The organism is Pseudomonas cimarronensis (assembly GCF_049331905.1).
GTDB lineage: Bacteria > Pseudomonadota > Gammaproteobacteria > Pseudomonadales > Pseudomonadaceae > Aquipseudomonas.
Genome location: NZ_CP186283.1, coordinates 1,022,721 through 1,043,912, shown reverse-complemented (window position 1 = coordinate 1,043,912; position 21,192 = coordinate 1,022,721). Strand labels below are relative to the sequence as shown.

The window sequence follows — 21,192 nt, the reverse complement described above, 5'->3', positions numbered from 1 at the left end:
GACAGGCCGCCGCGCGCAGCCTGTTACACTGCACGCCATTTCGTTTAGCAGGCCTGCACCGTGACTCAAACCGCTTTCTCCTCTTTGCCGCTTTCCGCCGCCATGTTGGCCAACCTCGAGTCCCTCGGTTACGCCGAGATGACGCCGATTCAGGCGCAGAGTCTGCCTGTCATGCTCAAGGGCATGGACCTGATTGCTCAGGCCAAGACTGGCAGCGGCAAAACCGCCGCTTTTGGCATCGGCCTGCTCAACCCGCTCAACCCGCGCTACTTCGGCTGCCAGGCGCTGGTGCTCTGCCCGACCCGCGAGCTCGCCGATCAGGTGGCTAAGGAACTGCGCCGCCTGGCCCGTTCGGCAGACAACATCAAGATCCTCACCCTGTGCGGTGGCGTGCCGTTCGGCCCGCAGATCGGCTCGCTGGAACACGGCGCGCAGATCATCGTCGGCACCCCGGGCCGGGTTCAGCAGCACCTGAGCAAGGGCACGCTGAAACTCGACGGCCTCAACACCCTGGTGCTTGATGAAGCCGATCGCATGCTCGACATGGGCTTTTACGACAGCATCGCCGACATCATCGGGCAGACCCCGAGCCGCCGGCAGACCCTGCTGTTCTCCGCCACCTACCCGGCCGGGATCAAACAGCTGGCCGCCGCCTTTATGCGCGACCCGCAGCAGGTCAAGGCCGAGGCCCTGCACGACGACACGCAGATTGAGCAGCGCTTCTACGAAATCGCCCCGGAAGAGCGCCTGGACGCCGTGGTCAAGTTGCTCAACAGCTTCCGCCCGCAGTCCTGCGTGGCCTTCTGCTTTACCAAGCAGCAATGCCAGGACGTGGTCGACCACCTCACTGCCAAAGGCATCTCGGCCGCCGCACTGCATGGTGACCTGGAGCAACGCGACCGTGATCAGGTACTGGCGATGTTCGCCAACCGCAGCCTGTCCGTGCTGGTGGCCACCGACGTCGCCGCACGCGGTCTGGATATCGATGCACTGGACATGGTGATCAACGTCGAACTGGCGCGTGATTCGGAAATTCATATTCACCGCGTCGGCCGCACCGGACGTGCCGGTGAAAAGGGCCTGGCCGTGAGTCTGGTCGCACCAGCCGAAGGCCATCGCGCCCAGGCCATCGAAACCCTGCAAAAGTCGCCACTCAACTGGCATCCGCTGAGCAGCCTGAAACACCAGGGCGGCGCGCCGTTGCAGCCATCGATGATCACCCTGTGCATCGGCGCCGGGCGCAAAGACAAACTGCGCCCCGGCGATATTCTCGGCGCCCTGACAGGTGCAGCCGGCATCCCTGGCGCGCAGGTCGGCAAGATCGCTATCTTCGACTTCCAGGCTTATGTAGCCGTTGAGCGCGTCGTCGCCATGCAGGCACTCAAGTGCCTCAATGAAGGCAAGATCAAAGGTCGTTCGCTGCGCGTGCGTACCCTATAGTTGCCGCATGAGCTAAACAGACGGCCGCAGTGATGCGGCCAGCGACAGAGGAGTATCCCCTTGCGCAATATCCTGGTGATCGAAGACAGCCCACTGGTGCTGAAGATTCTCGAACATCTGTTTCGCAAGGAGACGGGCTTCCAGCCAATCTTCTGCGCCTCCATGGGTGAAGCCCAGGTGATGCTGGAAACCTCGGCCGAGCTGTTCTTCGCCGCCATCGTCGACCTCAACCTGCCGGACGCCCCGGACGGCGAGATCGTCGATGTGGTGATGAGTTACCACTTGCCCTGCATCGTGCTCAGCGGCACCTATAACGAACAGCGCCGCGACCAGATGCTGCTCAAGGGCGTGGTCGACTACGTACTCAAGGAAAGCCAGCACTCCTACGAATACGCCTTCCGCCTGTTGCACCGCCTGGAAAGCAACAGTGCGGTAAAGATCCTGATCGCCGAGGACTCCGAGGCCACCCGCCACTACATCCGCCATGTGCTGACCCCGCATCGCTACCAGATTCTCGAAGCCTGCGACGGCGACGAAGCCCTGCGCATCCTCAAGGAGCAGCCGGATATCGACCTGCTGGTGGTCGACCACAGCATGCCGGGACTGAGTGGTTTTGATCTGGTCAAGCTGCTGCGGCAGAAGATGAAACGCCACGAACTGATCATTCTCGGCCTGTCTGCCGACACCAAGGGCTCGCTCAGCGCCAAGTTTATCAAACACGGTGCCGACGACTTTCTGCGCAAGCCCTTCTGCCCGGAAGAGCTCAACTGCCGGGTGATGTCGACCCTGGAGCGCCGCGACCTGCTGCGCGCACTGAAACAAGCCGCGCAGTTCGACGCCCTCACCGGGCTGAACAACCGCCGGGCGTTCTACGAGCACGGCCAGCAACTGTTCCAGCAGGCCCGCTCAGGCGGCCGCGACCTCAGCGTGGCGATGCTCGATCTGGATTTCTTCAAACGGATCAACGACGAACACGGCCACGCCAGCGGTGACGCCGCACTGATCGCATTTGCCCGGGCATTTTCTGCGGTGTTCCCCGATGCTCTGCTCGGCCGTCTGGGCGGTGAAGAGTTCGCCATGGTCAGCCAGCAGGACGCCGCCACCCTCAGCGACGCCCTCGACCAGTTGCGCAGCTACTGCGCCAGCCTGAAATACGCCGTTGGCGCACCGCCGCTGTCGTTCAGCGCCGGCATCTACCACGGTGCTCCGGACGACCTGGAAAGCCTGCTGCACCAGGCCGACCTGCGCCTGTATCAGGCCAAGAGCCAGGGCCGTGGGCGCAACTGCTGGCAGTGACCAGCGCTGGCTAAGGATGCAGCAGCGAAGACTCTAGAGCCCATGGCGCAGAAAGATCTGCGCATAACTGCCATCGGCGCGCATGTCCTCAATCGCCTTGTTGAAGGCATCGGCAATCTGCCGGTGCTGCGGGTGTTTACGGCTGACCAGAATATGCAGGCCGTTCTCGCTTAACGGCTGCGGCAGAAACTCCAGCTGATCGCGAATCCCGGCCAGGCTGCGGCTCAGGTGATAGCGCGCCACCAGCTCATCCTCAAGGGTCAACTGCACCCGCCGCGCCTGCAACATGCGCGCACCGACCTCAAAGCCGACCACGCCGACCTTGGTGAGCCGGCTGTCCTGATCAAACTCGCTGGAATAGGCATAACCGCGCACCACGGCAATGCTGTAGGGGTACAGGTCGGGCAACTGGGTGAACTTGATCTGGCTACCCTTGCGCTGCAGAAAACGGATGCGGTTGATCAGATAAGGCTGCGAGTAATGACCGAAGACGGCCCGCTCATCGGTGTACCAAGCGTTGATCAGCACATCGTAGGTGTCCTGCTGCAACCCGCGCACCGCACGTTCCCAGGGCACCTGGGCATAGCTGGTGGTGTAGCCGGCACGACTGAGCGCCGTGGCCACCAGGTCAGAAGCCACACCGTTATTGAGCAGCGTCTGATCATTGAACGGCGGCCAGGGGTCAGCCACCAGCCGCAGGGCTTGCGCAGCATTGCCATGCAAGGGCAGCAGGAGCACCCACAACAGCAGGCAAACACGCATTCCATTCATCAACAGGCTTCCAGAGAAAGCAGAAAACTAATCCTAGCTGCCGTAGCGCTTTTTGACAGTGAACCTTAGCCACGCACAGGCCAAACGCTATTCTGTGCACACAACAACCAATACGGCACAAAAGGAGTTCTGCCACATGACGCTACACCACCCCCTACGCATTCGAGTAGCCAACCATAGCGACTTAGAAACCTTGCAACGCATTGGCTGCACAACCTATCGCGAACATTTCAGTGATATCTGGACAACCGCTGGCATGCAGCACTTTCTTGCAGCCGATTTTTCCAGAGAAACGCTAATCAGCTCACTCACAGCGACAGAACAACACCTCTGGCTACTGGCCGAGAACCATGCCGGCAATCCCTTGGGCTTTGCCAAGCTCAACTGGAATAGTCCCATGCCGCTGGGCAACAAAGTTGGGGTAGAGCTGCAGAAGATCTATCTACTCAAATCCGCGACCGGCAAAGGCTATGGTGAGCAGTTACTAAGAGTTATCTGTGAGTGCGCATCAGCACGGCAGCAACACCTGCTGTGGCTGGATGTTCTAAGGAGCAATCACGCGGCACATGCCTTCTATACGCGGTTTGGTTTTCGCAGCTGTGGTGACATCCCATTCAACACTGACCTGCTGGAGATCGGTATGCAGGTAATGGCCTACGACCTCAGGTCCAGCTCGCAAGCGCACCCGACAACTTGCGGTTAAGATGCGCGCTGTTTTGCGTCCGCAGTGGCGCGGGTCGCAGGTTGAGGAAATTGCAGTGCTGACACCCCAGGTCGTGATTATCGGAGCCGGTGCTGCCGGGCTTATGTGCGCATTGACCGCTGCCGCGCGCGGGCGTCAGGTGCTATTGCTCGATCACGCCAACAAGGCCGGCAAGAAGATCCTGATGTCCGGTGGCGGGCGCTGCAATTTCACCAATATGTACTGCGAGCCGAGCAACTTTCTCTCGGAAAACCCGCACTTCTGCAAATCCGCCCTGGCGCGCTACACCCAGTGGGACTTTATCGGCCTGGTGGCCAAGCATGGCGTGCCCTACCACGAGAAGAAGCTCGGCCAACTGTTCTGCGACAACAAGGCCAGCGACATCCTCGGCCTGCTGCTCAGCGAGTGTGACGAGGCCGGCGTGACGCTGCGCCTGGACAGCTCGGTCAGTGAGATCAGCAAACTGGACAGCGGCTACCAGTTGCAAACCAGCGCCGGCGCAGTGCGCTGCGAGTCGCTGGTGATCGCCACCGGCGGCCTGTCGATTCCAACCCTCGGCGCCAGCGGTTTTGGCTATCAGGTCGCCAAGCAGTTCGGCCATACCCTGCTACCGACCCGCGCGGGCCTGGTGCCGTTCACCATTACCGACCCACAACTCAAGGCGCTGTGCACTGAGCTGTCCGGCACCTCGGTGGAAGACTGTGTGGTGAGCTGCAACGGGCAGAGTTTCAAGGAAAACATCCTGTTCACTCACCGCGGCCTCAGTGGCCCGGCGATTCTGCAAATTTCCTCGTTCTGGCAGCCGGGTGAGGCCATCAGCATCAACCTGCTGCCGCATATCGACCTGCCCGAGTGGCTGGAGCAGCAGCAACGCGAGCGGCCCAACAGCGAGTTGAAAACCCTGCTCGCCGAGTTGTTTACCAAGAAGATGGCCGGCCTGCTGGCGGACAACTGGTTTGCCTCCAAACCGCTGAAGCAGTACACCCACGCCGAACTCAAGGCGATTGCCGCGCAGCTTGGTGACTGGCAACTGGTGCCAGCTGGCACCGAGGGCTATCGCACCGCCGAGGTCACCCTGGGCGGTGTGGATACCCGCGAAGTATCGTCAAAGACCATGGAGTCGCTGAAATCGCCTGGGCTGTATTTTGTCGGCGAGGTGCTGGATGTCACGGGCCATCTGGGTGGTTTCAACTTCCAGTGGGCCTGGGCCTCGGGCTACGCCGCTGCGCAGTTTGTCTGACTCAAGGGGCCGGGGCCGGCTCAAGCGGCGGCAGCGGCTCGCCCGGTAACCACTTGTGATGGATAGCGGCAAAGCTGCCGTCCTGCTTCATCGCGTCCAGCTCGCGTTGCCAGCGGCTGATCAGCGCATCGTCGGTTTGTTGAGAAAAGGCGATATAGCTGTCGCTGTGCATATAGTTGAACAGCAGCTGTACCTCATCTGCCTGGATATCGCCCTGGGCCAGCAGCGCATTGATGCTCAGGTTGTCCAGCACCATCAGCTTGACCCGCCCACGCTTGAGCATGCTCACCACCTGCGCCGGACCGGTGACCGGGGTCAGGTTACTGAAGCCATCGCTTAACAGCCGCTGATGGCTGTACCAATCGCGCGGTACGGCTATTTCACCGTATTCACGAGCTTCCTCAGCGCGGCTGATCGAGAGAAAGGAGCGGCGCAGCGCGTAGAAGCTGGTGACATTGCGGGTAATCGGCCCGACCCACTTGAACAACTGCTCACGCTCGCGGGTGCGCATGGCCACAAACAGCCCGGTGTTGGCGCGGGTCAGAGCCTCCTGATATCCGCGTGCCCAGGGCACCACGCTGATCGGCGCGCTCTGCCCGGTACGGCGCATGATTTCTTTGACCACCTCAGTGGCCAGACCCGCCGGTTCACCGTTCTCACTGAAATTGATCGGTGGGTACTCTTCGGTAAACAAGCGCAACGGCTCGGCCGTCAGCGGTGCGCACAGCAGGCTAGCGAACAGCAGCGGGAGCAAAGCACGTAAAGGGGTGAACAGCACGGCGGATGCCTCACGCAAACAGCGGATAATTTCAGCGTAGCTGCCGTGCAGATTCGCACCACGCGCCCAGCCCCGACAACGGATAAATAACCGCGAAACACCTGCGATGACTGCCAACTCGCCACAGACTCCGTTAGGCTGCTAGCCGTTACGCTTGTTCAAGGCCGGGCCATGCCATCGCGCTCATTACCTTATTCGCTACGCCGCCTCTGGGCCCAGGATAAATTCAGCTACAGCCTGCGGGTGTTTATCGCCCTCAGCGGCGCACTGCTGCTGTGCTGGTCGCAGGGCTGGATGCATGCACTGATTCCACTGTTTCTCGGGGTCATCGCCAGCGCCCTGGCAGAAACCGACGACAGCTGGCAGGGCCGTCTGGTGGCGCTGCTGGTCACCCTCGGCTGCTTCAGCGTAGCGGCCTATGCGGTGGAGTTCCTGTTCCCCTACCCCTGGCTGTTCGTCTGCGCCCTGGCGCTGTCGAGCTTTGCCCTGACCATGCTCGGCGCCCTCGGCGAACGCTACGCCACCCTCGGCGCGGCCACGCTGATTCTCGCGGTGTACAGCATGATCGGCGTGGAGCAACGCGGCGGCGCCGCCGGGCTGTGGCAGGAGCCGCTGCTGCTGGTGGCCGGCGCAGCCTGGTATGGCCTGTTGTCAGTGCTGTGGCAGGCGCTGTTTGCCAACCAGCCGGTGCAGCACAGCCTGGCGCGGTTGTTCCGCGAACTGGGCCAGTACCTCACGCTCAAGGCGGCGCTGTTCGAACCGCTGCGTCAGCTGGATGTGGAAGAACGCCGCCTGGCCCTGGCCAAGCAAAATGGTCGAGTGGTGGCGGCGCTGAATGCGACCAAGGAAATCATCCTGCACCGGGTCGGCAATGGCCGGCCCGGGCCGAAAGTCAGCCGCTACCTGAAACTGTACTTTCTCGCCCAGGACATTCACGAGCGCGCCAGTTCATCGCACTACCCCTACAACGAGCTGGCCGAAGCGTTCTTTCACAGCGATGTGCTGTTTCGCTGCCAGCGTCTGCTGCGCCTGCACGGCGAAGCCTGTCAGCGCCTGGCCCAGGCCATCGAACTGCGCCAATCGTTCGAGTACCGCGAGCTGTGCCGCCAGGCCCTGACCGACCTGCACGACTCGCTCGAACACCTGCGCGTACAGAGCAACCCGGCCTGGCGTCATCTATTGCGCTCGCTCGGTGCCCTGGCTGGCAACCTGCGCAGCCTCGATGCGCTGCTGGGCAACGCCAGCAACCCCGACGCCCTGGCCGAAGAACAGGACAGCAGCCTGCTCGACCGCGAACCGCAGTCACTCAAGGATGTCTGGGAACGCCTGCGCCTGCAGCTGACGCCGACCTCATTGCTGTTCCGCCATGCCCTGCGCCTGTCACTGGCGCTGGCCGCCGGGTACGGCATGCTGCACTGGATTCACCCGACCCAGGGCTACTGGATTTTGCTGACCACGCTGTTCGTCTGCCAGCCGAACTACGGTGCGACCCGCCTCAAGCTGGTGCAGCGCATCAGCGGCACGGTACTCGGCCTGCTCATCGGCTGGGCGCTGTTTGACCTGTTCCCCAATCCGCTGGTGCAGGCGCTGTTCGCAGTGGTTGCCGGGGTGGTGTTCTTTGCCCTGCGCAGCAGCCGCTATACCCTGGCCACCGCCGCCATCACCCTGCTGGTGCTGTTCTGCTTCAACCAGATCGGCGATGGCTACGGGCTGTTTATTCCGCGCCTGGTCGACACCCTGCTCGGCAGCCTGATTGCCGGCCTGGCGGTGCTGCTGATTCTGCCGGACTGGCAGGGTCGTCGTCTGAATCGCCTGCTCGCCAGTACCCTGAGCTGCAACAGCCGCTACCTGCAACAAATCATCGCCCAGTACGCCAGCGGCAAGCGCGACGACCTGGCCTATCGTCTGGCCCGGCGTAACGCACACAACGCCGACGCCACACTGTCGACCACCCTGGGCAATATGCTGATGGAGCCGGGGCATTTTCGTAAGGAAGCGGATATCGGCTTCCGCTTTCTGGTGCTCTCCCACACCCTGTTGAGTTACCTCTCGGGCCTTGGCGCACACCGCGGTGAAACCAGCCTGAGTGGCAGCGACAACCCGCTGCTGACCAGTGCCAGTCAGTTGGCCGCCAGCCTGGACGAGATCGCCAGCTGCCTCAGCGACGAGCGCACAGTGGCCATTTACAGTGATACCGAAGAGCAGCTGGCCCGCGAGCTGGAAACACTCAGCGATGACCTGGATGACCAACAACGACTGGTGCAAACCCAACTGGCACTGATCTGCCGCCAGCTCGGACCATTACGCACCCTGGCCTCACACCTGCAAAAACGCCAACCGGAGGCTTAGCCTCGGGCTCAACGGTACAACCTGCTGCTGTTGGCTAGCGCTGAGAGCAGGCTTTCTGCCAGTATGCCCGCGCACGCACACCACTCTGGTCGCTCTATGCTCACCGCCAGGAACATCGCTAATCGATCGCTACCGATCAGCCTAAGCAGGCTGCTCCTGGCGCTCTGCCTGCTTCTGGTAATACCCCTGAGCCAGGCCGAAATACGCCTAGACGACCACACACCCGCGCAAAACCTGAATGATCTGGCCGATTACCTGGCGGACCCCGCCGGCATACTGACTCTGGACGATGTACAGCAGGCCGACGCCGACTTTCGCCATCGCAAGGACCTCAGCTTCGGCTACACCCGCGGGTCGGTCTGGCTGCGCCTAAAGCTGCGCTCACACGCCGCGCATGCACGAACCTGGCGCGTAGAGCTGGACTACCCCTCGCTGGATGAAGTGCGCCTGTACGATGTCGGGCCAGACGGCATACGCACGTCTCGCTCTGGCGATACCGTGCCCTACTCACAGCGCAGCGTCGGCCACCGCACGCCGGTATTCGACATCCCCCTGCAACCCGGCGAACAACGCACCTTGTACCTGCGCGTCGACTCGGCTGGCAGCATGACGCTGAACGGCAGCCTGATGTCACTCAGCGACTTCGAGCAGCACAGCCAGCGCGGCTACATGGTGCATGCCATCTACTGCGGCGTGCTGATTGCCCTCGGCCTGTACAACCTGCTGCTGTTTCTCGCCCTACGCGAGCGGCCCTTTCTCAACTATGTGCTGTTTATGTGCGCCTTTGCCCTCAGCGTACTGTCGCTCAACGGCCTCGGCGCGCAATACCTTTGGCCGCAGGCTGCTCCCTGGAGCAACCGCATGCTGCCCGTCAGCCTGACATTGGCCGCCCTCTTCTCGGCGATATTTGCCCGCAGCTTCCTCGACACACGTCAGTGGCTACCGCGCTGGGATCGTGTACTGGTCGTGCTCTGCTTCGCGACCGCCCTGGCCGTTCTAGCCACCCTGTTGTTGCCGGTGCAGCGCGCCTTGCAGACCATGTCGCTGACCGGGCTGACGGTCACGCTCATGCTCCTGCTGACCAGCTTCGTCTGCGTCGGCTATCGCGTGCCAGGGGCCCGCTTGTTTGCCCTGGCCTGGATGATGTTGCTGGCCGGCGCCGTGCTGCTGGCACTGCGTAATTTCGCCATCATCCCCTCGAACTTCCTGACGCTCTATTCCATGCAAATTGGCTCAAGCCTGGAAATGATCCTGCTGTCTTTCGCCCTCGCCGCACGCTTCAATGAACTGAAACGGCAGCGCGAGGCTGCCCTGCAAAACAGCGAACGTGTTCTCGAACAGCGGGTAGCCGAACGCACCCAGGCACTTGAGGAGGCCAACCAGCGCCTTAGCGAGCAAGCCATGCGCGACCCACTGACGGGCCTGGCCAACCGTACGGCACTGCAGCAGCACCTGACCCAGGCATTAAGCCGCAACCAGCGCCGCCAGGAGCTACTGGCCGTGATGCTGATTGATCTGGACGGTTTCAAACCCATCAACGACCAATATGGCCATGGCTTTGGTGACCTGGTACTGGCGGAAGTTGCCCAGCGCCTCAACCTGCACATGCGCGAGAGTGATTTAGCGGCACGTTTGGGTGGCGATGAATTCGTCATGGTCTGCGAAAGCGTGCACTCAGCCGAAGCCGTGCAGCAGCTTGCCGAACGCCTGCTCGACCGCCTGAATCAGCCGATGACCCTCGAAGAACACACCGTGCATGTCGCGGCCAGTATCGGCATTGCCCTGAGCCATGACGGAGACGACACCACAACCCTGATTCGCCGGGCCGACGCGGCGATGTATCAAGCCAAAGCGGCAGGCCGTAACCGCACCCAGTTTGGCTGACGCCACGCTAAAAGCACTCAGCGCCAGCCTGCCAGCTACCTGCTGCCCCCACACAACTTTGAACAAGCCCAGCTGTCAGCTGCCCGCCCCAATGCTTTTCCGCTACCCTGCACGCCTGCCTAGAAAGTGCCTGACATGAACAAGACCGAACTGCTGCAACAGGTAATCGCCCGCCTCGAAGATGACCTGCTGCAGGCCCAACAGGCGGCGCTGACCGCCTATGAAGCGGCGACCCATGAAGAAAATATCGCCGAAAACAAATATGACACCCTGGGCCTGGAAGCCTCATATCTGGCCACCGGGCAGGCCCGCCGCGCCGCCGCCATTCGCCAGACGCTGGCCAGCTGGAAGCAGCTGGTGCTGCGCAGCTTCGACCCGCAGTTGGGCATCCAGCTCGGCGCACTGATCGAACTGAGCGACGAGCAAGAGCACCGCCAGTGCCTGTTCCTCGGCCCGGACGGCGCAGCGATGAAGCTGCAGCAGGATGGTCAGGCCGTGCAGGTGATCGGCCCACAAGCGCCGCTGGGACAAAGCCTGCTCGGCAAACAGATTGGCGACGAAGTGACTCTGCGTCTGGCCAGTGGCATGCAACTGTTGGAGATTCTCTCGGTCGACTAAAGAGCTAACGCCACTAGCTTTCAGGGGAGACTTTCATGCAAACCAACACGCCAGCGCTCGCCACACTGTTCCAGCAACTGGGTCTCGACCACGACCAAACCAGTATCGAGCGCTTTATCAAGCGCCACTCGCCCTTGCCGGAGAGTTGCCGACTGGCCGATGCGCCCTTCTGGGACAAGGCGCAGGCCGACTTTCTCCGGCAACAGCTGTTGGCCGACGCCGAATGGGCCGAAGTGGTGGATCAGCTCAATCTACTGCTGCGGGGCTGACAATTCACCGGCCGTACCCGGCAACTCGCGCCAGGTAAGGTATACGCGCAGATCGAACTCCAGCTGGTGATAGCCCGGCAGCATGTACTCGCAGAGTTTGTAGAAGGCCTTGTTGTGCTCGGCCTCTTTGAGGTGCGCCAACTCGTGCACCACGATCATCTGCAGAAACTCCGGCGCGGCATCCTTGAACAATGAGGCCACGCGAATTTCCTTCTTCGCCTTGAGCTTGCCGCCCTGCACCCGCGAGATTGCCGTGTGCAGGCCGAGGGCACGGTGGGTCAGGTCCAGACGATTGTCGTAGAGCACCTTGTCGATGGCCGGGGCATTGCGCAAATGCTCCTGCTTGAGACCCTGGATATAGGCATACAACGCCTTGTCGCTTTGAATCCCGTGTTTGCCGCTGTAAGAGCGCGCCAGGTAATCGCCCAGACGCTGCTCGGCAATCAGCTGGCGAATCTTGTCTTGCAGTTGGGCCGGGTAGCCTTGCAGGTATTTAAGCGGGGTCATGGTCGAAGCAGCACGGGCACAGTAAGGCCGTGGATTATGCCGCAAGCCGCACGCGTCAGGATGCGGCGTTCAAGGTCATTCGGCAGAGCTACTGCTTTGGCAGCACACGCAGCAGCCGTCCCTCGGCGCTGTCAGTCAGCAGGTACAACGCACCGTCCGGGCCGCTGCGAACATCACGGATACGCTCGTCCAACTCTGCAAACAGCACTTCCTGCTCGACCCGCTTGCCGTCTTGCAGGCGAATGCGGCGCACGCTGCGTTCGGCCAGGGTCGAGGCAAACAGGTCGCCCTGCCACTCGGGGAACAACGCGCCGCGATACTGGGTCAGGCTCGACGGTGCCACCGAGGGCGTCCAGTGCAGCAAGGGTTGCTGCAGGCCGGGCAGCTCGGTGTACGGCGAAATCTGCGCGCCGGTGTAGTCGATGCCGTAGGTGATCAGCGGCCAGCCGTAGTTATTGCCGGGTTTGATCAGGTTCAGCTCGTCACCACCGCGCGGACCATGCTCATGGCTGTACAGGCGTTGCGACTCGGCGTCATAGACGATGCCCTGCACATTGCGGTGGCCCAGGCTGTAGATCTCTGCGGCCGCGCCGGTCTGGCCCACCAGCGGGTTGTCCTTGGGAATGCTGCCGTCGCGATTGAGGCGCACGATCTTGCCAAGGTGGTTGCTCGGGTCCTGGGCCTGCTCGCGCCAGTCGAAACCATCGCCCAGGGTCAGCACCAGGCTGTTGTCTGGCAGCCAGGCCATGCGCCCGCCGTAATGCGCGGCACCGGACTTGGCCGGCTGCGCGCTGAACAGCACCTGCACGTCCTGCAGCTGACCATCGACCAGCCGCGCCTTGCTCAGGCGGGTGTTGTTGGCCTGGGTAGTGCCGTAGGCATAGCTCAGGTAGAGCTGCTGATTGCTGGCAAAATCAGGGTCGAGCAGCACTTCCATCAGCCCGGCCTGGGCCGCGACAAAGCCCTCGGGTACGCCACCGACCGGCTGCGGATTGAGGCTGCCGTCCTGCTCGATGATGCGCAGGCGGCCGACTCGCTCGGTCACCAGCATCCGTCCGTCCGGCAAGAAGGCCATGGACCAGGGATGCTCCAGGCCTTCGGTCACGGTTTCGATGCGGTAATCCATGGCGCTGGCCAGGCTGCTGCCAAGCAGACCAAGCAACAGCAGAGCACGGGAAGTATTCAGCATGGCACGGGCCTTATGGTCGAAGTGGATGGAGTCAGGCGTGAACTGCCGGCGCGCGCTGCGCCAGGCTGGCGAACAACAGCGCCCCCAGGCTGCCGCAGGCCATCAGGCCGAGAGTGCCAGCCAGCGTGCGGTTGGCGCCAATCAGCGTCGGCATCGGCAACAGCGCATTGGCTAATGCCATGGCCGCCAGCACCGCCAGTGCCCCAGCCAGGGCAAACAACAGCCAGCGCCCAGCGGGCCAACTGCGCGTCAGCAAGCTGGCAGAGGGCAAGGCAAAGACGAAACCGAGCAGCACCAGCACCGCGAAAGTCGGGCTGAAACCGAGCAGATCCAGGCCGGTAGTGTGCAGGCGCACGCTCAACGACATCGGCGCGCCAAGGGCCTGCAGACTGGCCAGGTTGAACTGGGTCTGCAGCACACTGCCCAGCGCGCTCGCCAGCAGCACGGCCATTAGAAAGTACAACAGGGTGCGGAGTTTGCTTGGCATGCGGGCGAATATCCGGAAAAAGGGTGCGCCGAGTATGGCCCAGCCTGCGCAGCCGCAGATAGTCGGTGTTTTACATGGTTTTTCCACGCACACAGATGGGCGATGGCAGCAGGCACGGCGCTGTAGCAGAATGCCGACAGCCATCCTGCCGACAACAACTCACACAAGAACCGCACGATGAAAAAAGCCCTGCCCCTTGCTGCGCTGACCCTCGCACTGCTTGCCTTGGTATTCAGCCTCGGTCCCGTACCGCCCGTTGACACGCAACTGACGCCTGCCCAGTTGCCCGCCGACCTTGAGCGCTACCTGAACGAAAGTGAAGCGCGCCACGCGGACATCACCCCCGGCGCGGAAAAGACCATCGTCTGGGCTTATCCGGATAAGCGCCAGACCGACTTGGCGATCATCTACCTGCATGGTTACTCGGCCACTCGCCAGGAAACCGCACCGCTCAGCGACCGACTGGCCCAGCAGCTGGGCGCCAACCTGTTCTACACCCGCCTCACCGGTCACGGCCGTAGCGAGGCCGCGATGGCCGAGGCCAGCGTGCAGGACTGGTTGCAGGACAGTCAGGAGGCCCTGCAGATCGGCCAGCGTTTGGGCAAACAGGTGCTGGTGATCGGCACCTCCACCGGCGCCACTCTGGCCACCTGGCTGGCTTTGCAGGGCGATAACCCGCAGGTGCTGGCCTACGTCATGGTGTCGCCGAACTTTGCCCCCAAAGACCCGGCCGCCACCGTACTCACCTGGCCCTGGGCCACGCACTTTGTACCCCTGTTGCTGGGCCCGGAGCATCAGTGGCAACCGCGTAACGCCGAGCAGGCGCGCTACTGGAGCCACCGCTACCCGGTGCAGGCGCTGCTGCCGATGATGGCGCTGGTGAAATACGTGCGTGAGCAGCCGCTGGAGCAAATCAAAACGCCAATTCTCACACTCTATTCGCAGGACGATCAGGTGGTCAGCGCCCCTGCCATCGAGGCCGCCTTTGCCCGCTTCGGCTCGCCGCACAAACAGCTGATTGCCCTCAAGGACACCCAGGATCCCTCGCACCATGTACTCGCTGGCGACATCCTCTCGCCGCAGGACACGCCACGGGTGCAGGCGGCAATTCTGGCGTTTCTCGCCGGCCTACCGCCGCGTTAGTCGATACGGCACACCGCCGTACTGAAGGCACAGGGTTTGCCTGCCAGGTAGCTGCGGTAGATCTGCAGTAGCTGTGGGGCCGTCAGGCGACAGGCCTGCGCCCGGCACTGCGCATTAAAGGCAAAGGCGCTGTGTTCGGCTTCGGCCAGGCGAATATAAAGCGCCGGCCAATCAGTGACAGGGGCATCGGCCGGGGTAAACAGCAAGCGTCCATCGCGCTGCACCAGCGGCGCGCCGACCGCCGCGTAGTCGTAGACAAACAGCAGGGTACGCGAGACCTTGGTGGTGCACTCGGCACGGCTATCACAGCGCTGCGGATCGCTCGCCACAATCGCTGGAGCAATCGGCCCACTCACTTGCGGCTGGGCCGCACAGCCGGCTAACAGAACCAATGCCAGCAACAGCCCGATCGTTCTGTACATCTACACCCTCCAGATAACAAAAAGCCCCGCTTCGGCGGGGCTCTCGGTACAACAACAGCGTTAATTAACCTTGGCGGCTAATTCACCCTTGGCATAACGCTGGAACATGCCTTCAAGGGAGATCGGTTTGATCTTCGAGGCGTTGCCGGCGGTGCCGAAGGCTTCGTAACGGGCGATGCAGATATCGCGCATGGCGGTCACGGTGGCGCCGAAGAATTTGCGCGGGTCGAACTCGCTTGGGTTCTCGGCCATCAGGCGGCGCATGGCACCGGTGGACGCCAGACGCAGGTCGGTGTCGATATTGACCTTGCGCACGCCGTACTTGATGCCTTCGACGATTTCTTCAACCGGTACGCCGTAGGTTTCTTTGATGTCGCCGCCGTACTGGTTGATGATCGCCAGCCACTCTTGCGGAACAGAAGAGGAACCGTGCATCACCAGGTGGGTGTTGGGGATGCGCTTGTGGATTTCCTTGATGCGGTCGATGGCGAGGATGTCACCGGTCGGCGGCTTGGTGAACTTGTAGGCGCCGTGGCTGGTGCCGATGGCGATGGCCAGGGCATCGACCTGGGTGCGCTTGACGAAGTCAGCGGCTTCTTCCGGATCGGTCAGCATCTGGCTGTGATCGAGCACGCCTTCAGCGCCAACACCGTCTTCTTCGCCGGCCATGCCGGTTTCCAGGCTGCCCAGGCAACCCAGCTCACCTTCCACCGACACGCCGCAGGCGTGGGCAAACGCCACGGTCTGCTGGGTCACGCGCACGTTGTAGTCGTAGTCGGCCGGGGTCTTGCCGTCTTCTTTCAGCGAGCCGTCCATCATCACCGAGCTGAAGCCCAGCTGGATCGAACGCTGGCAAACGTCCGGGCTGGTGCCGTGGTCCTGGTGCATGCACACCGGGATATGCGGGAATTCTTCGATGGCCGCCAGGATCAGGTGGCGCAGGAACGGCGCGCCGGCGTATTTACGGGCGCCAGCGGACGCCTGGACGATCACCGGGGAGTCGGTCTTGTCGGCCGCTTCCATGATCGCGCGCATCTGCTCGAGGTTGTTGACGTTGAAGGCCGGCACGCCGTAGCCGAATTCGGCGGCGTGGTCGAGCATCTGGCGCATGCTGATAAGTGCCATGGTGTTCTTTCTCCCGGTGGGGTTAATCGTGCAAGCCTGCCGCAGGGGCAGGCGCTATTCAAGTCATTCAGACCGGGAGCAAACCCGGCCTGTATTCAAGTCGTTTCAGGGTGCCTTGCAGCCACGGCCGATCAGGTCATCGTTGGCCGTCCAGTACACCAGCCCTTCTTCGCCCTTGGTATGGAAAGACAGCATGCCGTCGCTGTACAACGCCCCGGAAGCTGCAGGTTCCTGAGTCAGGCGATAAACGATATCGCCGCCGCCCAGGCGCACGTCAACCGACTCAAGGCTGCTGTCGGCAAAGCGCCAAAGCACTTCGGCCTGACTGTCGCAGACCCAGCGTGTCCAGTTGTCCGAGGGTGCCGGCTGGCTGGCGCATGCGCCTAACAGGACGGACACCACCAGCAGGGAAACAGGCTTCAGCATGGCCATCACTCCTTAATTACTTGGCGCGCTGTTCCAGCACGTCAACGGCCGGCAGCACTTTGCCCTCGACGAACTCGAGGAAAGCACCACCACCGGTGGAAATGTAGGAGATATTCGCCGCCACGCCGTACTTGTCGATGGCCGCCAGGGTGTCGCCGCCACCGGCAATGGAGAACGCCAAGCTTTCGGCGATGGCCAGGGCCAGGGCCTTGGTGCCATTGCCGAACTGATCGAACTCGAACACGCCCACAGGGCCGTTCCACAGGATGGTGCTGGAAGCCTTGAGCATCTCGGCAAACATGGCCGCGGTCTGCGGGCCGATATCGAGGATCATGTCGTCTTCGGCCACGTCGGCCACGGCCTTGATGGTGGCTTCGGCATCTTCGGCGAAGGCCTTGGCCACCACCACGTCAACCGGCAACGGCACGCTGACCTTGGCCGCGATGGCCTTGGCGGTGTCGACCAGATCCGCTTCGTACAGCGACTTGCCCACCGGCAGGCCGGCAGCGGCGAGGAAGGTGTTGGCGATACCGCCACCGACGATCAGCGAATCGCAGATATCGGCCAGGGAGTTGAGCACGTCCAGCTTGGTCGACACCTTGGAGCCGGCGACGATGGCCAGCATCGGCCGCGCCGGTGCACCGAGCGCCTTGCCCAGGGCGTCCAGCTCGGCGGCCAGCAGCGGGCCGGCGCAGGCGACCTTGGCGAACTTGGCCACGCCATGGGTCGAACCTTCGGCGCGGTGAGCAGTGCCGAAGGCGTCCATGACGAACACATCGCACAAGGCGGCGTATTGCTGGGCCAGTTCATCGGCGTTCTTTTTCTCGCCCTTGTTGAAGCGCACGTTCTCGAACAGCACGATCTCGCCGGCTTTCACCTCGACGCCGCCCAGGTAGTCCTTGACCAGTGGCACGTCGCGACCCAGCGCCTTGCTCAGGTAGGCCGCAACCGGCGCCAGGCTGTTCTCTTCACTGAATTCGCCCTCGGTCGGACGCCCCAGGTGCGAGCAGACCATGACTGCTGCGCCCTTCTCCAACGCCAGTTTGATGGTCGGCAGGGAGGCGAGGATGCGCGCGTCGCTCTTCACCGCGCCGTCTTTTACCGGCACGTTGAGGTCTTCGCGGATCAGCACGCGCTTACCGGCGAGGTCGAGGTCGGTCATCTTCAAAACAGTCATAGTTCAGTCCTTCACGGGGGCTGGTTACGCCAAACAACAAGTGGCTGCGCGTCGGCGATACGGCGTTAAAAACAGGCTCAGAATGCTCATTTACCACCCGTAAACTGCGCTTCTTCGCCTGTTTTTGCCTTGTCTCGCTCTAGCTCGCTCACTTGTGGATTGGCTTGTAGTAGAAAGTGTTCAGCAACATCGAGCATGCGGTTGGCAAACCCCCACTCGTTGTCGAACCAGGCCAGCAGATTGACCAGACGCGGCCCGGAGACGCGAGTCTGGCTGCCATCGACGATGGCCGAATGCGGGTCATGGTTGAAGTCGCAACTGGCGTGCGGCAGTTCGGTATAAGCCAGCAAGCCCTTGAGCGGGCCGCTTTCCGCGGCCTGGCGCAACACGCGGTTGATCTCCTCGGTGGAGGTGTCACGCGCGGTCTGCAGGGTGATGTCCAGGCACGAGACGTTCACCGTAGGCACACGAATGGCTTTGGCCTGGATACGCCCGCTGAGTTCTGGCAGCAGGCGCTCGATACCCCGCGCCAACCCGGTAGAGACCGGAATCACCGACTGGAAGGCCGAACGCGTGCGGCGCAGGTCTTCGTGGTGGTAGGCGTCGATCACCGGCTGGTCGTTCATCGCCGAGTGGATGGTGGTGATCGACACATAGTCGATGCCCACCGTCTCATTCAGCAGCTTGAGCAGCGGTACGCCGCAGTTGGTGGTACAGGAGGCGTTGGACACCAACTGCTCGGCGCCGCTCAGGCAATCCTGATTGACCCCGTAGACCACCGTGGCGTCGATATCCGCTTCGCTGGCCATCGGCTGTGACAGCAGCACGCGCGGCGCGCCAGCCTCAATAAAGCGCTGCGCCTCGTTGCGGCTGGTGTATTGACCGGAGCATTCGAGCAGCAGGTCGATATCCAGCGCCGCCCAGTCGATGGCTTCCGGGCTGGCCTGACGCAGTACTTTTACGCAGTCGCCGTTGATATGCAGGCAATCGCCGTCGACCTTCACCTCACCGGGGAAGCGCCCATGGGTGGAGTCGAAACGGGTCAGGTATTCGATGCTGGCCTGATCGGCAAGATCATTCAGCGCGACGATTTCCAACTGCGCTCCCGCACCGCGCTCATGCAACGCACGCAGCACGCAGCGGCCGATACGGCCATAGCCGTTGAGGGCAATTCGATAGGGGCGCTTGGACATGGTGGTCTCGATAGGGAACCGTAGGATGGGTGAGCCGCAATGCGGCATCACCCATCATTCGCCGGATCAGGCGTCGAGCAGTTCGGCGGCGGTCTCCAGGATGTTTTCGACGGTAAAGCCGAATTCCTCGAACAGCGCCGGAGCCGGGGCCGACTCACCGAAGGTGGTCATGCCGATGATGCGACCTTCCAGCCCCACGTACTTGTACCAGTAGTCGGCGTGCGAGGCTTCGATGGCGATACGCGCGCTGACCTGCAGCGGCAGTACGGCCTGCTTGTAGCCGGCATCCTGCTGGTCGAACACGCTGGTCGATGGCATCGACACGACGCGCACCTTGCGGCCCTGCTCTTCCAGCTTGGCCGCCGCCTGCATGGCCAGGCCGATTTCCGAACCAGTGGCGATGAGGATCAGCTCTGGCTCGCCGGCGCAGTCTTTCAGCACATAGCCACCGCGGGCGACATCCGCCAGTTGCTGGGCATCACGGCTCTGGTGCGGCAGGTTTTGGCGGCTGAAGATCAGTGCTGACGGGCCGTCATTGCGCTCGATGGCGTATTTCCAGGCCACGGCGGATTCCACGGCGTCGCATGGGCGCCAGGTGTCGAGGTTCGGCGTGCCGCGCAGGCTGGCCAGCTGCTCGATCGGCTGGTGAGTCGGGCCGTCTTCGCCCAGACCAATGGAGTCGTGGGTGAATACATAGAGCACACGCTGTTTCATCAGCGCCGACATGCGCACGGCGTTGCGCGCGTATTCCATAAAGATCAGGAAAGTCGCGCCGTACGGCACGAAGCCGCCGTGCAGGGCCACGCCGTTCATGATCGCGCTCATGCCGAACTCGCGCACGCCGTAGAACATATAGTTGCCGGATGCGTCATCAGCCGACACGCCTTTGCAGCCTTTCCACAGGGTCAGGTTGGAGCCGGCGAGGTCGGCCGAGCCGCCAAGGAATTCCGGTAACAGCGGGCCGAACGCGTTCAGGGTGTTCTGGCTGGCCTTGCGGCTGGCGATGGTTTCACCCTTCTCGGCGACGTCCTTGATGTAGGCAGCGGCTTTCTCGGCGAAATCAGCCGGCAGCTCACCGCTGATACGGCGTTTGAACTCACTGGCCAGCCCTGGGTGGGCAGCGGCATAGGCGGCAAAGCGCTCGTTCCACTCGGCTTCAGCGGCGGCACCCGCTTCCTTGGCATCCCACTCGGCGTAGATATCCGCCGGGATTTCGAACGGGCCATGGTTCCAGCCCAGCGTGGCGCGGGTCAGGGCGATTTCATCGTTGCCCAGCGGTGCACCGTGACACTCTTCCTTGCCCTGCTTGTTCGGCGAACCGAAACCGATGGTGGTCTTGCAGCAGATCAGGGTCGGACGGTCGCTGGTCTTGCGCGCGGTCTCGATGGCCATCTTGATTTCGTCGGCGTCGTGGCCGTCGACATTGCGAATCACCTGCCAGCCGTAGGCTTCGAAGCGCGCCGGGGTGTCATCGGTGAACCAGCCTTCGACTTCACCGTCGATAGAGATGCCGTTGTCGTCGTAGAACGCCACCAGCTTGCCCAGGCCCAGGGTGCCGGCCAGCGAGCAGACTTCATGGCTGATGCCTTCCATCATGCAGCCGTCGCCGAGGAAGGCGTAGGTGAAGTGGTCCACGATCTGGTGGCCGTCACGGTTGAACTGCGCGCCCAGCACCTTCTCGGCAATGGCAAAACCGACGGCGTTGGCAATGCCCTGACCCAGCGGGCCGGTGGTGGTTTCCACGCCTGGGGTGTAGCCGTATTCCGGGTGGCCCGGGGTGCGGCTGTGCAGCTGGCGGAAGTTTTTCAGGTCTTCGATGCCCAGGTCGTAGCCGGTCAGGTGCAGCAGCGAGTAGATCAGCATCGAGCCGTGGCCGTTGGACAGCACAAAGCGGTCACGGTCGGCGAAGTTCGGATTGCTCGGGTTGTGCTTGAGGAAGTCGCGCCACAGGACTTCGGCGATATCCGCCATGCCCATCGGGGCACCGGGGTGGCCGCTGTTGGCTTTCTGCACGGCATCCATGCTGAGGGCACGAATGGCATTGGCTCGCTCACGACGGCTGGGCATCACTGAATCTCCTGCGGGGGCTGCTTGGGCAACTGAGGGTCGAAAAAGGCGGCCATTTTCGCCCAGCAGCGCCATGGGGGCAATCACAGATGGTCGTTAAGCCCCAGA

20 protein-coding genes are annotated in these 21,192 nt (G+C 62.4%); 9 read left to right on the top strand and 11 right to left on the bottom strand.

Annotated features, from left to right (window positions below):
• Positions 1 to 60 precede the first annotated feature (60 nt).
• Both dbpA and ACOCLD_RS04920 read left to right on the top strand, forming a co-directional pair.
• Positions 61 to 1,440, top strand: coding sequence for an ATP-dependent RNA helicase DbpA (gene dbpA, locus ACOCLD_RS04925; RefSeq protein WP_422911066.1), 1,380 nt, complete (start codon positions 61 to 63; stop codon positions 1,438 to 1,440).
• Positions 1,441 to 1,500: 60 nt separating this feature from the next.
• On the top strand, positions 1,501 to 2,736 hold the full coding sequence (locus ACOCLD_RS04920) for a diguanylate cyclase domain-containing protein (RefSeq protein ID WP_422911065.1): 1,236 nt from the start codon (positions 1,501 to 1,503) through the stop codon (positions 2,734 to 2,736).
• Positions 2,737 to 2,769: 33 nt separating this feature from the next.
• Here ACOCLD_RS04920 and ACOCLD_RS04915 read toward each other — a convergent pair whose 3' ends face one another.
• Positions 2,770 to 3,507: a substrate-binding periplasmic protein gene (locus ACOCLD_RS04915; RefSeq protein WP_422911064.1), complete on the bottom strand. Its 738-nt coding sequence runs from the start codon at positions 3,505 to 3,507 to the stop codon at positions 2,770 to 2,772.
• A gap of 136 nt (positions 3,508 to 3,643) precedes the next feature.
• On the opposite strand from ACOCLD_RS04915, the gene ACOCLD_RS04910 reads away from it, so the two are divergent.
• On the top strand, positions 3,644 to 4,210 hold the full coding sequence (locus ACOCLD_RS04910) for a GNAT family N-acetyltransferase (RefSeq protein ID WP_422911063.1): 567 nt from the start codon (positions 3,644 to 3,646) through the stop codon (positions 4,208 to 4,210).
• Positions 4,211 to 4,265: 55 nt separating this feature from the next.
• On the top strand, positions 4,266 to 5,450 hold the full coding sequence (locus ACOCLD_RS04905; protein ID WP_422911062.1) for an NAD(P)/FAD-dependent oxidoreductase: 1,185 nt from the start codon (positions 4,266 to 4,268) through the stop codon (positions 5,448 to 5,450).
• A gap of 1 nt (position 5,451) precedes the next feature.
• Here the strand turns inward: ACOCLD_RS04905 and ACOCLD_RS04900 are convergent, their stop codons facing one another.
• Positions 5,452 to 6,228 carry a substrate-binding periplasmic protein gene (locus ACOCLD_RS04900; RefSeq protein WP_257776804.1) on the bottom strand — a complete coding sequence of 259 codons (777 nt, stop codon included), beginning with the start codon at positions 6,226 to 6,228 and terminating at the stop codon, positions 5,452 to 5,454.
• A 171-nt stretch (positions 6,229 to 6,399) separates the two neighbouring features.
• Between ACOCLD_RS04900 and yccS the strand changes: the two genes are divergently transcribed.
• From yccS to ACOCLD_RS04880, 4 genes are all read left to right on the top strand, one after another.
• The gene (gene yccS / locus ACOCLD_RS04895; RefSeq protein ID WP_422911061.1) at positions 6,400 to 8,577 is read left to right on the top strand and encodes a YccS family putative transporter; all 2,178 of its coding nucleotides are present in this window, start codon (positions 6,400 to 6,402) and stop codon (positions 8,575 to 8,577) included.
• Between the two features lie 96 nt (positions 8,578 to 8,673).
• Entirely contained in the window at positions 8,674 to 10,461 is a 1,788-nt protein-coding gene (locus ACOCLD_RS04890) for a diguanylate cyclase domain-containing protein (RefSeq protein WP_422911060.1), read from the top strand.
• 135 nt (positions 10,462 to 10,596) lie between these two features.
• A complete protein-coding gene (locus tag ACOCLD_RS04885) occupies positions 10,597 to 11,079 on the top strand; it encodes a GreA/GreB family elongation factor (protein WP_422911059.1) in 483 nt (160 codons plus the stop codon).
• Between the two features lie 35 nt (positions 11,080 to 11,114).
• Positions 11,115 to 11,348, top strand: a complete 234-nt coding sequence (locus ACOCLD_RS04880) for a DUF2789 domain-containing protein (RefSeq protein WP_422911058.1) — start codon at positions 11,115 to 11,117, stop codon at positions 11,346 to 11,348.
• Here ACOCLD_RS04880 and ACOCLD_RS04875 read toward each other — a convergent pair.
• The 3 genes from ACOCLD_RS04875 to ACOCLD_RS04865 form a co-directional block, all read right to left on the bottom strand.
• Entirely contained in the window at positions 11,331 to 11,855 is a 525-nt protein-coding gene (locus tag ACOCLD_RS04875) for a YgjP-like metallopeptidase domain-containing protein (protein WP_257776800.1), read from the bottom strand. The two genes, ACOCLD_RS04880 and ACOCLD_RS04875, sit on opposite strands and share 18 nt — an antisense overlap.
• An 88-nt stretch (positions 11,856 to 11,943) precedes the next feature.
• Positions 11,944 to 13,044: a PQQ-dependent sugar dehydrogenase gene (locus tag ACOCLD_RS04870; protein WP_422911057.1), complete on the bottom strand. Its 1,101-nt coding sequence runs from the start codon at positions 13,042 to 13,044 to the stop codon at positions 11,944 to 11,946.
• 31 nt (positions 13,045 to 13,075) lie between these two features.
• Entirely contained in the window at positions 13,076 to 13,531 is a 456-nt protein-coding gene (locus ACOCLD_RS04865; RefSeq protein WP_422911056.1) for a hypothetical protein, read from the bottom strand.
• A 177-nt stretch (positions 13,532 to 13,708) separates the two neighbouring features.
• Here ACOCLD_RS04865 and ACOCLD_RS04860 point away from each other — a divergent pair, with 177 nt between their 5' ends.
• Positions 13,709 to 14,674 carry an alpha/beta hydrolase gene (locus ACOCLD_RS04860; RefSeq protein WP_422911055.1) on the top strand — a complete coding sequence of 322 codons (966 nt, stop codon included), beginning with the start codon at positions 13,709 to 13,711 and terminating at the stop codon, positions 14,672 to 14,674.
• Here the strand turns inward: ACOCLD_RS04860 and ACOCLD_RS04855 are convergent.
• The 6 genes from ACOCLD_RS04855 to tkt all read right to left on the bottom strand — a co-directional run bounded on the left by ACOCLD_RS04855 (position 14,671) and on the right by tkt (position 21,084).
• Positions 14,671 to 15,096, bottom strand: coding sequence for a hypothetical protein (locus ACOCLD_RS04855; protein ID WP_422911054.1), 426 nt, complete (start codon positions 15,094 to 15,096; stop codon positions 14,671 to 14,673). The two genes, ACOCLD_RS04860 and ACOCLD_RS04855, sit on opposite strands and share 4 nt — an antisense overlap.
• Before the next feature lie 60 nt (positions 15,097 to 15,156).
• Entirely contained in the window at positions 15,157 to 16,221 is a 1,065-nt protein-coding gene (gene fba / locus ACOCLD_RS04850; RefSeq protein ID WP_090250017.1) for a class II fructose-bisphosphate aldolase, read from the bottom strand.
• 105 nt (positions 16,222 to 16,326) lie between these two features.
• The gene (locus ACOCLD_RS04845; RefSeq protein WP_422911053.1) at positions 16,327 to 16,647 is read right to left on the bottom strand and encodes an MliC family protein; all 321 of its coding nucleotides are present in this window, start codon (positions 16,645 to 16,647) and stop codon (positions 16,327 to 16,329) included.
• Positions 16,648 to 16,663: 16 nt separating this feature from the next.
• The gene (locus ACOCLD_RS04840; protein WP_422911052.1) at positions 16,664 to 17,824 is read right to left on the bottom strand and encodes a phosphoglycerate kinase; all 1,161 of its coding nucleotides are present in this window, start codon (positions 17,822 to 17,824) and stop codon (positions 16,664 to 16,666) included.
• An 86-nt stretch (positions 17,825 to 17,910) separates the two neighbouring features.
• Positions 17,911 to 19,017 (bottom strand): erythrose-4-phosphate dehydrogenase, encoded by a 1,107-nt coding sequence (gene epd / locus ACOCLD_RS04835; protein ID WP_422911051.1) that lies wholly within the window; start codon positions 19,015 to 19,017, stop codon positions 17,911 to 17,913.
• Positions 19,018 to 19,083: 66 nt separating this feature from the next.
• Entirely contained in the window at positions 19,084 to 21,084 is a 2,001-nt protein-coding gene (tkt, locus tag ACOCLD_RS04830; protein ID WP_422911050.1) for a transketolase, read from the bottom strand.
• Positions 21,085 to 21,192 lie beyond the last annotated feature (108 nt).